The 13,637-nt window shown below is 72.8% G+C and carries 8 protein-coding genes; 3 read left to right on the forward strand and 5 right to left on the reverse strand.

Annotation, left to right across the window (positions count from 1 at the left end; translation table 11 throughout):
* Positions 1-147: 147 nt before the first annotated feature.
* On the forward strand, positions 148-2,244 hold the full coding sequence (locus ACWBNA_RS19455) for an autotransporter (protein WP_482705686.1): 2,097 nt from the start codon (positions 148-150) through the stop codon (positions 2,242-2,244).
* Between the two features lie 131 nt (positions 2,245-2,375).
* Here the strand turns inward: ACWBNA_RS19455 and ACWBNA_RS19460 are convergent, their stop codons facing one another.
* Both ACWBNA_RS19460 and ACWBNA_RS19465 read right to left on the reverse strand, forming a co-directional pair.
* Positions 2,376-3,536, reverse strand: coding sequence for a protein kinase family protein (locus ACWBNA_RS19460; protein ID WP_482705687.1), 1,161 nt, complete (start codon positions 3,534-3,536; stop codon positions 2,376-2,378).
* Positions 3,537-3,545: 9 nt separating this feature from the next.
* Positions 3,546-4,928, reverse strand: a complete 1,383-nt coding sequence (locus ACWBNA_RS19465; protein ID WP_482705688.1) for an amino acid permease — start codon at positions 4,926-4,928, stop codon at positions 3,546-3,548.
* A 126-nt stretch (positions 4,929-5,054) separates the two neighbouring features.
* Between ACWBNA_RS19465 and mmuM the strand changes: the two genes are divergently transcribed.
* Together mmuM and ACWBNA_RS19475 are read left to right on the forward strand one after the other, a co-directional pair.
* Positions 5,055-5,981: a homocysteine S-methyltransferase gene (gene mmuM / locus ACWBNA_RS19470; protein ID WP_482705689.1), complete on the forward strand. Its 927-nt coding sequence runs from the start codon at positions 5,055-5,057 to the stop codon at positions 5,979-5,981.
* A gap of 134 nt (positions 5,982-6,115) precedes the next feature.
* The gene (locus ACWBNA_RS19475) at positions 6,116-7,192 is read left to right on the forward strand and encodes a LacI family DNA-binding transcriptional regulator (RefSeq protein WP_482705690.1); all 1,077 of its coding nucleotides are present in this window, start codon (positions 6,116-6,118) and stop codon (positions 7,190-7,192) included.
* A gap of 31 nt (positions 7,193-7,223) precedes the next feature.
* On the opposite strand, the gene ACWBNA_RS19480 is transcribed toward ACWBNA_RS19475, so the two are convergent.
* The 3 genes from ACWBNA_RS19480 to ACWBNA_RS19490 all read right to left on the reverse strand — a co-directional run bounded on the left by ACWBNA_RS19480 (position 7,224) and on the right by ACWBNA_RS19490 (position 13,611).
* The gene (locus ACWBNA_RS19480; RefSeq protein ID WP_482705691.1) at positions 7,224-8,897 is read right to left on the reverse strand and encodes a carboxylesterase/lipase family protein; all 1,674 of its coding nucleotides are present in this window, start codon (positions 8,895-8,897) and stop codon (positions 7,224-7,226) included.
* A 108-nt stretch (positions 8,898-9,005) separates the two neighbouring features.
* Positions 9,006-10,253: an alginate lyase family protein gene (locus ACWBNA_RS19485; protein WP_482705692.1), complete on the reverse strand. Its 1,248-nt coding sequence runs from the start codon at positions 10,251-10,253 to the stop codon at positions 9,006-9,008.
* Between the two features lie 28 nt (positions 10,254-10,281).
* Positions 10,282-13,611 (reverse strand): alginate lyase family protein, encoded by a 3,330-nt coding sequence (locus ACWBNA_RS19490; RefSeq protein ID WP_482705693.1) that lies wholly within the window; start codon positions 13,609-13,611, stop codon positions 10,282-10,284.
* Between the last annotated feature and the right edge of the window lie 26 nt (positions 13,612-13,637).

Consider the following 13,637-nt stretch of genomic DNA (forward strand, 5'->3'; position numbering starts at 1 on the left):
GGAATTCCGAACGACATCTGTCATTACGAACGCCGAAAAGGTATGGGTGTGCAACCAAGAGGTCAACGGGTTCGACGAGACTGGAGCAGGCGCTTTCTGCCGGGCGAATTTCTGTTATCGGCCGGCGTACCGGTCCGTCTCCGATCCGTGCGCAGCCATACCCACAAGACAGCAGCGGCCGCCGGCGCCCTCGCGGCCGTGGCCGCCCTCCTCGCCACCGCTCCCCCGGCGGCGGCCGCCGGCACCCGGGACGTCACCGCCGACGTACTCGCGGACCGGGACGTCACGCTCACCGGCGACACGGTCGTCACCGTGCCGTCGGGGACGACGACGTACGACGGAGTCTTCCGCGGCGAGGGAACGCTCACCGTGCGCGGCGGCGGGACGCTGGTCCTGACCAAGGACAGCGACTTCACCCTGCCGAAGTCCCGGCAGAGGCAGCGGGTGGCGACACCCGGCGGCAACCACCCCTACGTCACCGTGGCCGCCCCCGATCCACCCGCGATCACGGTCGAGCGGGGCGCGACCCTGCAGTACGGCACCGGCGGCACGACCGGCCTGATCGGCCACTTCCCGTACAACACCCCGGCGTTCCGGCTCAACCAGGACAACATCAGGGTCGACGGCACCCTGCGCCTCTCCCTGAAGAGCGCCTACAACCTGGGCACCATCAGCGGCTCCGGCCTGATCACCCAGCCGAGGTTCCTCTGGGGCACCTGGGACCTGTCGGGCACCCACCCCTTCTCCGGAGTGATCGACAACGGCACCCAGGTGAACGCCGGACGACCCGAGTTCGCGACCTCCCTGCCGGGCGTGCGCAAGGTCCTCAACCAGGGCACCTGGACCGTGGACACCCCGCTGGGCCGGACGGTCACCCAGGGCATGGACTTCTACCAGCGCGAGTACGGCAGCGACATCAACGTCCAGTCCCGGCCCGGCAGCAAGGTCGTCCTGACCGGGCAGTACAGCTGGTCGGACCAGGGCGGCGACACCGACCCCTCGCTCAGCGACCCCGCCCTGAACTGGACGCCCGCCCGGAAGAACGTCAACAAGCGCGGCACCAACATCAAGGGCGCGAACGTCCAGTGGGGCGACGGCACCACGAACAAGATCTTCATGCCGGGCACCGCCGAGACCGTCTACATCAACCTCCTCGCCGCCCGCTCCCGTTCGCAGCTCACCTTCGACTACAACGGCCCGGTGACGCTCGGCGCCCCCATCGGCGGCGGCCGGTTCCACGACACGCTGTCCGCACCCGGCGCCGGGGACGTCGTCATCGCGGGAACGCGCGGGAACGACGTCACCTTCGCGGCGAAGCAGTACTACGACGGTTCGACGACCGTGCGGAAGGGGGCGGTGCTGCGGCTGGGTTCGGCCCAGGGAGACGGCTCCCTGCTGACCGGCACCGAGCGCCGACGGGTGGTCGACGACGGGACGCTCGTCGTGAACAACGCCAAGGCCGCGATCTCGCTCGCGTACGTGAGCGGAAGTGGCGCGTTCACGCAGGCCGGGGCGGCCACGACGACCCTGACGGGCAGCGCCGTGACGTACACCGGTGCCACCACGGTCAAGAAGGGCACGCTGGCCCTGCGGTCGGGGGCGACTCTCGTACGCAGCAAGGTGATCCGGCTCTCCTCGGCCAGGTCGCGGCTGGACGCCGGGACGGCAGGGCTGCGGGTGGCGACCACGCTGACCGGCAAGGGCACGGTGAAGGGAAACGTGACCAACGAGGGCGTCGTCGCGGGCGGCCTCACCGTCTCCGGCGACTACACCCAGCGGGCGAAGGGCGAACTGGTCCTGCGGGACGAGCCGTTGACGGTGACGGGGGCGGTGCGGCTGGCCGGGGACCTGGATCTGTCGGCCGCCGGGTCGGGTCCGGCGCGCGAGATCACCGTGCTGGAGCATGCGGGGCGCGCGAGGACCGGCGGTGCGTTCACCGGGCTCAAGGAGGGCGCGAAGGTGAAGCTCGCCGACACCACGTATCGCATCAGCTACAAGGGGGGTGACGGCAACGACGTCGTGCTCGGTGCGGATGTTGTGAGCCCGTCGGCGTCCGCCGCTCGCGGGACGGAGCCGTCCGGTGCCGTTGCGGCCGGCACACGGGTTGCCAACGCTGCGAGCGACGGGCTCGGCTGGTGGCCGATTGTGCTCGCGGTGGGACTGCTGCTGGGGCTCGTGGTGCCCGTGACGATGCGCAGGAGGGGCGGTCGGCGTAGGGGCGGGCGGCACGCGGCGCACGGGTAGCGGTGCGCGGCGTCGGGGCCGGCGTCGGGTGGTGTCGCTCACCCGCGCTTGCGGGGTGCCGCTGCGCCCACCCGTGCCGCCCCAGCGAAACGACTGCCCGCAGCTGGGGCGTGGCTGGGCGCGGCTGGGTGTCAGCGGCCGCTCGGGGCCTCCGGGAAGCCCAGGCGGGGGGCCAGGGCTCGGGCCTCCGTCGCCCACCTCGCCAGGAAGGCGAGGGTCAAGCCGCGCTCCCGGTAACGGTGTTCGGCGTCCACGGGCCGGTCGCCGCCGTAGTCCCGCTGTTCCTCGCCCGCGCGGGCCAGCATGAGCGCGGTGAGCCAGTCGTACTTGACGGCGGAGGCGCAGACCGCGAGCCGTACCAGGTTCTCGTCGCCCTTCCAGCCGCTGTCGCGCAGACCGCGCAGATACGCCTCGTAGGCCCGCGCCGCGTACTTGGGAAGGCGGGCGGCCGGGACGAACAGGTCGAAGACGGTGTCGGGAAGGTAGTTGCCGAGATCCTCCCCGAGGGCTCCGTCACCGGCGAAGGCCCAGTCGTACACCACGCTGCGGGTGCCGTCGGCGCGGGTGTTGGCGGGCCACAGGTCGAGGTGGCTGAAGGCGCGCGGCAGGGACTCCATGACGTGGAGGAACCACTCGCGGTCGTGGTGCAGCCGGACCATGTCACGGCGCAGGCCCTCGGGGAAGTGGTCGCGGACCAGGGGCTGTTGCCAGGCCTCGTCGTCGTCGAGGAGTTCCTGGCCGAGGGTGTTGCTGCCGACGTACTGGCGCAGGAAGCGGTGCGAGAGCCACGGCTGGTCGTCAACCTCGCCGACGGCTCCCTGGGCGGCGCCCAGGCGGCGGGCGTGTTCGAGGTGACGGGCGACCTTCCAGCGGGTGGCCGGTTGGCCCCGTACCCGCTCCAGCCAGAGCGCGATGTCGCCGTCGGCCCGCTCGACGCAGGCCAGCAGCCGGGGGGCGCGGACGCCGTACGGCTGCCAGACCTGGGCGAGGCCGGAGGTGTAGACGTCGGCCTCGCGCCGCCAGTAGTTCCAGTGCCGGGGGTCGTCCGAGGCCGCCCAGCGTCCGGTGGCCGCCTTGGAGCGGGTGAGGACCTTCAGGATCGCCGTGCGGTCATCGGCGCTGACGCTCCAGACGCCGCCGGTGACGCCGTTGTCCGCGTTGTGGGTGAGGGAGGACAGGAAGGCCGGCCCGGTGAAGGGGCCGAGGACCTGCTGGGCCTCCTCGTACAGACCCTCGACATCGGCGACTTCGCCGTCCACGGCATCGGGATGCACGGCATGGGTGTCAGGCATGTCCCCAGGCTAGGCGGCTGCTTCCGTCGTCTCCCGGCGGCCACGCAGCCACACGTACACGGGGATGCCCGCGAAGAGGAACAGCACGCCCTGGTAGACGGCCGCGTAGCCGGCGCCCGCGATCAGCCAGAACGCGAACGCGAAGGAGAGCGCGGCCACGATCAGGTCGCGGACCAGGCCGGCCGGGCGGACCTGTTCGCGGGTGCCCCTGGCCAGCCAGTACAGCTGGGCGGCCGCGGACAGCAGGTAGGGCACGCAGCCGGTGAACGTGGTGATCAGGACGAGGACGCGGAACGTGGTGTCCGGGCCGGCGGTGTAGTTGAGGCCGATCAGGAGGGTGCCGAGGACCACGCAGGCCCAGACGCCGAAGCCGGGCACCCCCCCCTTGCCGACCTTGGCGAAGGGCGCCGGGAAGAGACCGTCGCGGGCGGCGGCGTACGGCATCTGCGCGGCCATCAGGATCCAGCCGTTGAGGCAGCCGGTGATCGAGGCGACGGCGACCAGGGCGATCGCGGTGCCGCCCCAGGTGCCGCCGGTCATCGAGTTCACGGCGTCGGCGAAGGGGGCGCCGGAGTCGACCAGCTTGTCGTGCGGGACGAGACCGAAGACGGCGACGATGCCGAGGATGTAGACGAGGGCGGAGCCGAGTGTGCCGAGGACGCTCGCGCGGCCGACGTTGCGCTCGGGGTCGCGGACCTCGCCCGCGCTGACGGCGGCCGACTCGACGCCGAGGAAGCTGTAGAGGAGCAGCGCGGCTGAGGCGGCCAGCGCGCCGGAGACGCTCTCGCCGGAGGCGTTGAAGGGGCCGTAGTTGTCGGTGTCGACGAAGAAGAGGCCGACGGTGGCGACGAGCAGCAGCGGCACGAACTTCAGGATGGTCGAGACGACCTGGACCGCGCCGACCCAGCGGGTGCCCGCGAAGTTCGCGGCGGCCGGCAGCCACAGCGCCGCGAGCGCGACCAGCGCTTCCAGGGTGTGGTTGCCGTGCAGGGGTATCAGGACGTCGACGTAGCCGACGACCGCGACCGCGAGGGCGGCGATGCTGACCCAGCACATCGTCCAGTACGACCATGCCGACAGGAAGCCCGCGAAGGGCCCGAAGGCGTCACGCGGGTAGACGTACAGACCGCCGGTGACCGGGCTGCGCCGGGCCAGCTTGCCGAAGAGCAGCGCGAGCAGCACCGCGCCGACCGACAGGACGACGAAGGCGAGCAGGCTGACACCGCCGTACGGGGCCACCGTGGCGGGCAGCGCGAAGATGCCGCCGCCGATGATGTTGCCCATGACGAGGGCGGTGGCGGCGGCCGGGCCGAAGGTGCGGCGGCGCGGGGCGGCGGTGCCCGGTTCGGCCGGTTCCGGCTCGGTGGTGTCGGTGGGACTGGGGGCGGTCATGGCGGATCCCTGGGGAAAGGGGGCGGGGAGGGCGTGATCGTAACCCGGCATTCCACATGCTGGGCAATCTGTTCATGTAATGGACACACGCGGTGGTCCCGCCGCCCCGTCGACTAGCGTCGTGACATGAACAGCGACACGCCTTCCTCTCTGTCCGCAGCCCTCGCCGCCGGGACGGTCGTCCTCGACGGCGGCATGTCCAACCAGTTGGAGTCCGCCGGGCACGACCTGAGCGACGAACTGTGGTCGGCCCGGCTGCTCGCCGAGCGGCCCGAGGCGATCGCCGAGGCGCATCTCGCCTACTTCCTGGCGGGCGCGGACGTGGCGATCACCTCCAGCTACCAGGCGACCTTCGAGGGCTTCGCGAAGCGGGGCATCGAGCGGACGCGGGCAGCCGAACTCCTCGGCCTGAGTGTCGCGTTGGGCCGCGACGCGGCGGCGCAGGCACGGGCGAAGGGTGTCACCCGGCCGCTGTGGGTGGCGGCCTCGGTGGGGCCGTACGGCGCGATGCTCGCCGACGGCGCCGAGTACCGCGGCCGTTACGGGCTGAGCGTGGCCGAGCTGGAGGCCTTCCACCGGCCCCGCCTGGAGGTGCTGGCCGCGGCCGGTCCGGACGTCCTCGCGCTGGAGACGGTGCCCGACGCCGAGGAGGCCGAGGCGCTGCTGCGGGCGGTGCGCGGACTCGGGGTGCCGGCCTGGCTGTCGTACAGCGTCGCGGGCGACCGCACCCGTGCCGGCCAGCCCCTCGACGAGGCCTTCGCGGTGGCCGCCGAGGCGGACGAGGTCATCGCCGTCGGCGTGAACTGCTGCGTCCCCGAGGACGTCGACAACGCCGTCGAGACCGCCGCCCGCGTCACCGGCAAGCCGGTCGTCGTCTACCCCAACAGCGGTGAGGCCTGGGACGCCGAGGCCCGCGCCTGGAACGGCCGCTCCTCGTTCGCGCCGGAGGAGGTCCGGGGCTGGCGGGAATCCGGCGCCCGGCTGATCGGCGGGTGCTGCCGGGTGGGGCCGCAGGCGATCGCGTCCATCGCGCGGACGCTGACCCAGGTGTGAGCCCGGCCCTGTCGATTCCCCTCGTCCCCGTACCCCACCACTGCTAGCCTCCGCATCGGGAACCGGTTTCCATCCATGTTGCCGCTGTTCCCGAGGGGTGGGCGACGCAGCCCGGGGAGAGGGACGAGGCAGGGATGACGAGGAAGAGCGAGGTCGCGGGGCGGAGCACGATCCGGGACGTGGCGACTCGTGCGGGGGTGTCCGCGTCGACCGTGTCGCGGGTGCTCGGCGGCGTGTACCCGGTGAGCTCGGCTACCCGCACGCGGGTGATGCGGGCGGTCCGTGAGCTGGACTACGTCGCCGACGCGCGCGCCAAGGCCGTGGCGGGCGTCGGCACGCCCACGCTGGCGTTCGTGCTGGAGGACATCACCGGACCGTCGTTCGCGCTGATGGCGCACGGCGTGGAGCGTGAGGCGACCCGGCTCGGGCACCTCTGCCTGGTGTGCAGCACGGAGGGCGACGTCCGGCACGAGCTGGAGTTCGTCGAGATGATGCGGGCCCAGCGGGCCGCCGCCGTGATCCTGGTCGGCGGTGCCGCCGACACCGCCGAGTACCGCGAGCGCACCCGCCGCATGGCCGACTCGCTGGCCTCGGCCGGCTCCCGCCTGGTGCTGTGCGGCCGGCCGACGCTGGGCCCCGGGGCACCGGTGACCGTCATCGAGTACGACAACGAGGGCGGCGCCTTCGCCCTGGTGTCCCACGTCCTGGCCCAGGGCCACCGGCGGGTGCTGTTCCTCGGCGGCAAGCCGGACCACACCACGGCCCAGGGCCGCGAGCGCGGCTATCTGGCCGCCCACCGCGCCCGCGGCGTGGAACCCGACCCGGCGCTGCTGCTGCACGGCGACTTCACGCGGGACGCGGGCCACCGCCTGATGCGCGAGGCCCTGAAGGACGGGCTGGACTTCACGGCCGTGGTCGCGGCCACCGACATGGTGGCCGCCGGCGCGCTGACCGCCCTGCACGAGGCGGGCCTGAACGTGCCGGAGGACGTCTCGCTGGCCGGCTACGACGACATCCCGTTCGCCCGCGACCTGCACCCCGCGCTGACCACGGTCCACGTCCCCTACGAGGAACTGGGCCGCCTCGCCGTACGCACGGTCCTGGGCCGCACCGCCGAGACCCCGGACGAGCATCTGCTCCTCGGGACGCATGTGGTGATGCGCGACTCGGTGACGGCACACGACGGCAACCGGTTCCCGAACCGTTCCTGACCCTGCCCCTGGCCCTGGCCCTGGCCGTCCGTCAGAAGCGGCGCACCGACCCTGGCAGCCGCAGCCGCCTGACCACCGACCGCAGTTCCGCACCGCGCGCGGCCGTCGTCCCGCGCGCCGCCGCGATCCGCGCGGGCAGACCGGACTCGCCGGGCAGCCCCTCCCCCGGCTCGCCCGGCTCCCCCGGCTCGTCCCCCGCGGCCGCCCGCGCGTTCGCGTCCGCCGTCCACACCGCGAACTCCCGGTCCCGGGGGCCGTACGCCGTGTGCGGGTCTCCGTCGCCGAAGATCCGCACCGGATGCGAGGCGTCCCAGCTCTGCCAACCGGGGTCGCCCTCGGCGGCGAACCGCACCCACGCCCCGTGCATCGCGTCGGCCAGGACCCGCGGGGTGCCCCAGCCGGCGAGCTTGGCGGAGTCGGGGACCTCGCCGGTGTCGAAGACGAACCCGAGTTCGAGGGCGTGGCAGGCGCCGAGGCCGGGGAGGTTGGAGGGCCAGGCGAACTCGTAGACGTACGACGATCCCGGGCGGGCGTCGGCGAGGCGGTGCAGCGGAAGGCGGAGCAGGTGGTCGGTGACCATCTGGCCGACGATGTCGGCGGTGCCGGACTCGGGGTGCAGGGCGCGGTAGCCGCGGGGCACGTCGTGGCCGCAGTGGCAGCGGGCCATGGCGCCGGCCAGCGCGACCGCGCCGAGCCGGTCGACCCGTTCCAGGAGGCCGCCGGGCACCAGCCACAGCCGGTACTCGTCGCGGGTCCAGCCCGTCATCAGGTCGACGCCGGCCGCCGCGTCACCCTCGACGAGTGCCTCCAGCGGGTCGCGCGGCACGAGGTCGCCGTCGACGACGATCCCGAAGGCGGGCCCGCCGAGCACCGGGCTGCTGAGCCTGCCCGCCTCCGCCTGGGTGCGCAGCAGCAGCTCGCGGTCGACCTCGGCGAAGGCGGCGGCGGTGGCGGGGATCTTCAGCCGGGTCGCCATCCGGCGCACCATCCGCCGTACCTTGTCCCGGTCGCTCGCCTCGGGCGGCCCGCTCTGCAGGATGGCGCGCCGGACCAGGCCCTGGGCCTGCGGGGCGGCCAGCAGGGCGCCGGCGCTGATCGCCCCGGCGGACTGGCCGGCCAGGGTCACCCGGTCGGGGTCGCCGCCGAAGGCCGCGACCGACTCGCGCACCCACGTCAGTGCGGCGAGCTGGTCGCGCAGGCCGGCGTTGGCGGGGGCGTCCGGGAACAGGCCGTAGCCCTCGACGCCGAGCCGGTAGTTGACCGAGACGAAGACGATCCCGTCGCGGGCGAAGGTGCCCCCGTCGTACACGGGCACGGCCGAGGACCCCCGGGTGAGGGCGCCGCCGTGCAGCCACACGATGACCGGGAGCCGGGCACCAGGGCCCGGCTCCGGCGTCCAGACGTTCAGATTGAGGCAGTCGTCGCCGGGCACGACCGGGTCGGACAGGTACTGCGCGAAGGCCTCCGAGTACGGCGGTTTCGGCGCCGTCGGCCCGAAGGATCCCGCGTCGCGCACGCCCGGCCAGGGGTCGGGCGGCTCGGGGGGCCTGAACCGGCGCGGTCCGAACGGCGGGGCCGCGTACGGGATGCCCCGGAACACCGCGACACCTCGTTCGTACCGGCCGCGTACGGCCCCGTAGGGCGTCCTGACCACCGGGTCCCGGCTCGTCCGGCCCGCCTCGTCCGCCTGGTCTGCCGCCGTCATGCGCCCACCAGCCTCCCGCGCCGCGCTCGTGCACCGCGCTCGTGCACCGTGAACAACAGAGCACCACATGGTGGCCCGGTATTCCGGTGCACGAGCCCGGTCCTGCGGCTATTTGGCGTACATCAGCGTGCCGAAGCCGAGCTGGTCGAAGCCGCCGCTGGTGGTGCCGTAGTCCCCTCCCCCGCCCTCGGGGGCCACCGAGAAGCACATCTGGGAGATGTACTTGTCGTCCAGCAGGAGGCGGCGGCCGTAGTGGTAATGGAGCATGGCCCACACCGGGCGCACCTGGCCGCGGGACGCCGAGGAGATCACCGTCTGCGACTGCTTGGCGCAGCTCTGTCCGGTGCCCCAGGTGTAGGTGGTGAAGGGCACGTCGCTGCCGAGGTTGTACTTGGCGACGTACTGGGCGCCCTTCATGAAGCGGCGGCCGTCGTACGAGTAGAGGTCCTCGCCCTGGTTCCAGGCCATCTCGCAGATGGCGCCCATCTGGCCCATGCCCATGACGGTGTGGCCCTGGTCGCGGCCGGACTCCTGCCACTGGCCCAGCGCGTAGCCGTCCGCGTCGGTGTACAGGTACGGCACGGCGTGCGCGAGGGAGCCGTTGCCCGCGCCGGACTTGAAGTAGCTGACGGCCTGGTCGTACTTGGCGCCGTCGTTGTTGAGGATCCCGATGGCCAGGATGGACGCCATGTTGCACAGGTCCCAGTTGGCCCAGTAGTTGGTGATGCAGGCGTCGTTGTGGCCGGTCAGGAACTGGTTGTTGAGCGGGTAGAAGACCTTGACCATCATCTGCTGGAAGCGGCCGAGGTCGAACGCCGGGTAGTCCCGCATGAGTTCCGCCGCGTTGGCGAACTGCCAGCCGTAGATGCCGGCGGCGAGGAACCGGTCGGCGTTGCCGGTGACGGTCGTGAGGGTCGTCGCCCAGGCGTTGAGGATCCTGGCGGCGCACTGGGCGTTGGCCTCGGTGCCGCCCACCTTCCAGCGCAGTGCGTTCTGGTAGGCGGCGGCGATGTCGTTGTAGAGGAGGCCGTAGTTCTCGCCGGTGCCTCCGCGGATGATCGTCGCCGTCGCCCGGGGGGTCCAGGTCGACTGCGAGTGGGAGTTGGCGGTCAGCTTGTTCCAGCCGGACAGCCAGGGGTCGTCGCCCGCGGCGACCCTGACCTTGGCGCGGTTGATGTCACCGGCGTTGTGCAGCATGCCGGGGTGGGTGAAGGCCGCGGGCGCCGCGTTCGCCGTGGTGGCGGCGAAGGCGGAGCCCAGGGCGAGAGCGGCGGTGAGACCGCCGGCGGTCCTGAACAGACCGCGGCGGCTCAGCTCGGTGTGCGGAAGGTGCCGGTGGGGGGATGTGCGGCTCATTGCTTGCATCTCCAATCCGTGGGGGGATCTAGAGGGGCGTGATGCTCACCCCTTGGAACTGCGCTGTGCCGAGGGCGAGCGGGCTGCGGGAGCAGACCACGAGACCCACGTAGTAGGGGGCGTCACCGAAGCCGGGGACCTCGCCGGAGGCGAGGGCGGTCCAGGTGGCGCCGTCGTCGGTGGAGACGGATGCGGTGAAGGCGGTCCCGGTGCGCTTCAGCCGCAGCAGCAGGGGCAGTTGGACGGTGGCGTTGCCGGTGAAGGCGGAGGCACCCGCCACCGTCTTGCGGAGCATGAGCTGTGCGGTGCTCCCGCCGGTGACGATCGCCCCGGCGGCCTGGTCGAACGGCGACAGCGACTTGGCCATCAGCAGCCCGACGCGGTCGGCCGTTGCTCCGGTGCGGGAGACCAGGCGGGCGGTGACCTCGCAGTCGCCGGTCATGGGCCGCCGTACGAACTGGCCGGTCATTCCCTGGTTGTTGACGGTGAGGTCGGTCCCCGAGCCCCGCACCACGAAGGTTCCGTCCTCGTGGGCGGTGCTGCCCGGGGTACGGATGGCGACCACGCCCAGCGTCCCGAAGGCGCGGTCATCGAGGACCACGTCACCGAGATCGCCGTACGTCCAGGGGGCGGGCGGGGGTGTGCCGACCGTGAGGGTGAGGGTGCCGGTGCCGTCCCCGGCAGCGTTGCCCACGGTGGTCGTGACCGTGAACTCGCCGGTCACGGTGGGGGTTCCGGAGATCAGGCCGGTGCGTTTGTCGACGCGGAGGCCGTCGGGCAGGCCGCTCGCGGCGAACCGGACGGGCTCGTGCGAACCGCGCAGCAGATACCGGAAGGCGTCACCCTTGTTGGCGAACGCCGTGGGGGCGGAGGTGGGTTGGGGCACGGTGGGGGTCGGCATCCGCGCGGCGGCGGGCGCCGACAGCGGGCCGCGTCCGGCGGTGTTGGTCTTCGCGACGGCGTAGTGGTACGTCGTCCCGGGCGTGCCGGTCGCGTCCGCGTACCGGATGCGGGTGCCGGATCCGACCGGGCCGATGCCGGTCGCGATGGTCACGTACGGGCCGTCGGCGTCGGTGGCGCGCAGCACCTTGTAGCGGGCGCAGAGGTCGGGGTCGGTCCAGGCCAGCCGGACGGCGTCGGCTCCGGAGGCGGCCCGCAGGTCGTCGGCCGCGCGGGCGGGCCGGGGCACGGACCACACCTCACCCGTCGCGGAGGTGACGCTGACGTTGTCGAAGGCGCCGGTGCCGGTGTCGGCGTACTCCTCGTCGACGCCGAGGCAGGAGGTGAGGACGAGACCGGCGTATGCGATATGCGGCATACCGTCGACCTCGGTGCGACCGACTTCTGTCCACCGTATGCCGTCCGGCGAGATCGCCCCGGTGCACCACTGGCCCTTGCGGGTCAGCCGCACCCAGTAGGGCGCGCGCAGCCGGTAGCCGTCACCCGCGCCCTCCACGTACGGCGCCTCCAGCGGGGTCGCCGACTCGGGCAGGGAGCCGAGGCTGGAGATCGGGAAGGCGGCGGCCGTGGTGATCGTCTGCTGCTGGGAGGGCGGCACGGGGGTGCTGCCGGTGCCCGAGACGTCGGCCCCGGCGGACGGGCGTACGCTCCACACCCCGCTCCAGGTGTGCAGCGGCAGCCCTTGGATGAGCATGGCGGCGTGCGGCGCGTCCGCGTCGAGGGAGGCCCGGAGGCTGACGCCGATCTTGGAGTACTGCGAGCTGAGCGGCCACACGATCCGCGCGGTGACCGTGCCGTCGCCGGGCAGCGGCAGATGGACCAGGCGGTAGGTGTCGGCCGTGCCGGACGCCTCCAGCACGAACCGCTCGCCGTCGAAGGCGGCGGAGCCGGGGATCCTCACGTCCCCCACGTCCCGGGTCGACCAGGGTTCGGGGAGCCCGGCGGTGACGGCGACGGAGGCGGAATCCCCGCTGCCGCCGAGCGAGTTGGCGGCTGTGACGGTGTAGCGGTACGTCCGTCCCGGGCGCACCGTGCTGTCCGTGTACACCGGCTTGTCGACGCCGGTGGCGATCTCCTCGTACGGGCCCTTGGGGACGGTGGCCCGGCGGACGGTGTACGTGGTCGCCCCCGCGGACGGCAGCCAGCTCACGGTGACGGACCTGCCGTCGCCGGCCGCGGTGACGCCCGCCGGCGCCGTGGGCGCGGTCGGGGCGGGGGCCGTCGCCCCGGCGTAGGCGAAGGTGCCCCAGCTGGGCAGGTCGTCGTTGCTGCCCTCGACGAAGCGGGTGCCGCCGGTGCCGCGGAAGACGGCCGCCTTGGTGTACGGGGCGTCGAGGCCGCGGACGCCGGCGTAGTGGGCGTACGCCATCTCGTAGATCGGGGGCAGGCTGCCGCGGCCGATCGCGGAGACGGTCTGCTTGACGTACTTGCCGGTGCGGTCGAGGTCGGGGACGAAGGGGACGTCGCCGCCGAGGTTGTAGCGGGCGGCGTACTCGAAGTTGGCGAGGATGCGGTGGTCGTCGTACCCCCACAGGTCGACGCCCTGGTTCCAGGCGACCTGGGCGAGGTCGCCGGTCAGGCCGGCCGCGAGCTGTTCGTGGCCCTGGTCGCGGCCGCTCTCCTGGCCCTGGCCGGCGTCGGTGACGACGCGGTGGCCGATGCTGCCGTTGCCGGCGCCGGCCGCGGCGAAGCGCAGAGCGTCCTCGAAGAGGGTGGGTTCCTCGCAGAACACGCCGATGGCCAGGATGGTCTGAAGGGCCGTCAGGTCCCAGTTGCCGTTGGCGTACAGCATGTAACCGGACACGGCCGGATACCAGACGTCCAGGAAGGACCGCTCGCAGCGGGCGATGTCCTCGTCCGTCCATCCGTCGTAGCCGGTGTGCCGCAGCAGTTCGGCCGCGTTGACGAACTTGAAGGCCTGGAGCCCCGCGCCGAGGGGGCCGTCGGCACCCGTGACCGTGGTCAGGGAGGCCGACCAGGCGTTGAGGATGTCGCGGGCCTTGTCGGCGTGGGCGCGGTTGCCGGTGGCGCACCACATCAGGGCGTTCTGGTAGGCGGCGGCCGAGTCGGCGACGGCCTGGTTCTGGAAGTTCGTGGGCCCACGGCCCCAGGAGGTGATCTGGCCGGTGTTCTGCACGGCGTACGTGGACTTCGACCGGGCGTGCGCCGCGAAGGCCAGGTATCCGTCGTAGACGGGCGATTCCTGCGCGGCGACCGCTGCCTTCATGCGCGCCAGGTCGGCGGCGGTGTGCAGCAGTCCGGGGTGGGCGAAGGTCCGGAGCGGGGCCTGGTCGTCCTGGGCCCACGCCGCCGCGGCGGAGGCGGACAGCAGTCCGCCTCCGGCCGCGACCACGAGCCCTGCCGCGCCGAGGAAGGACCGACGGCTGAGAGGAAGCACGGGTGACTCCATGGTTCTGCAGGGCC

This window comes from Streptomyces sp. Q2 (genome assembly GCF_056820935.1).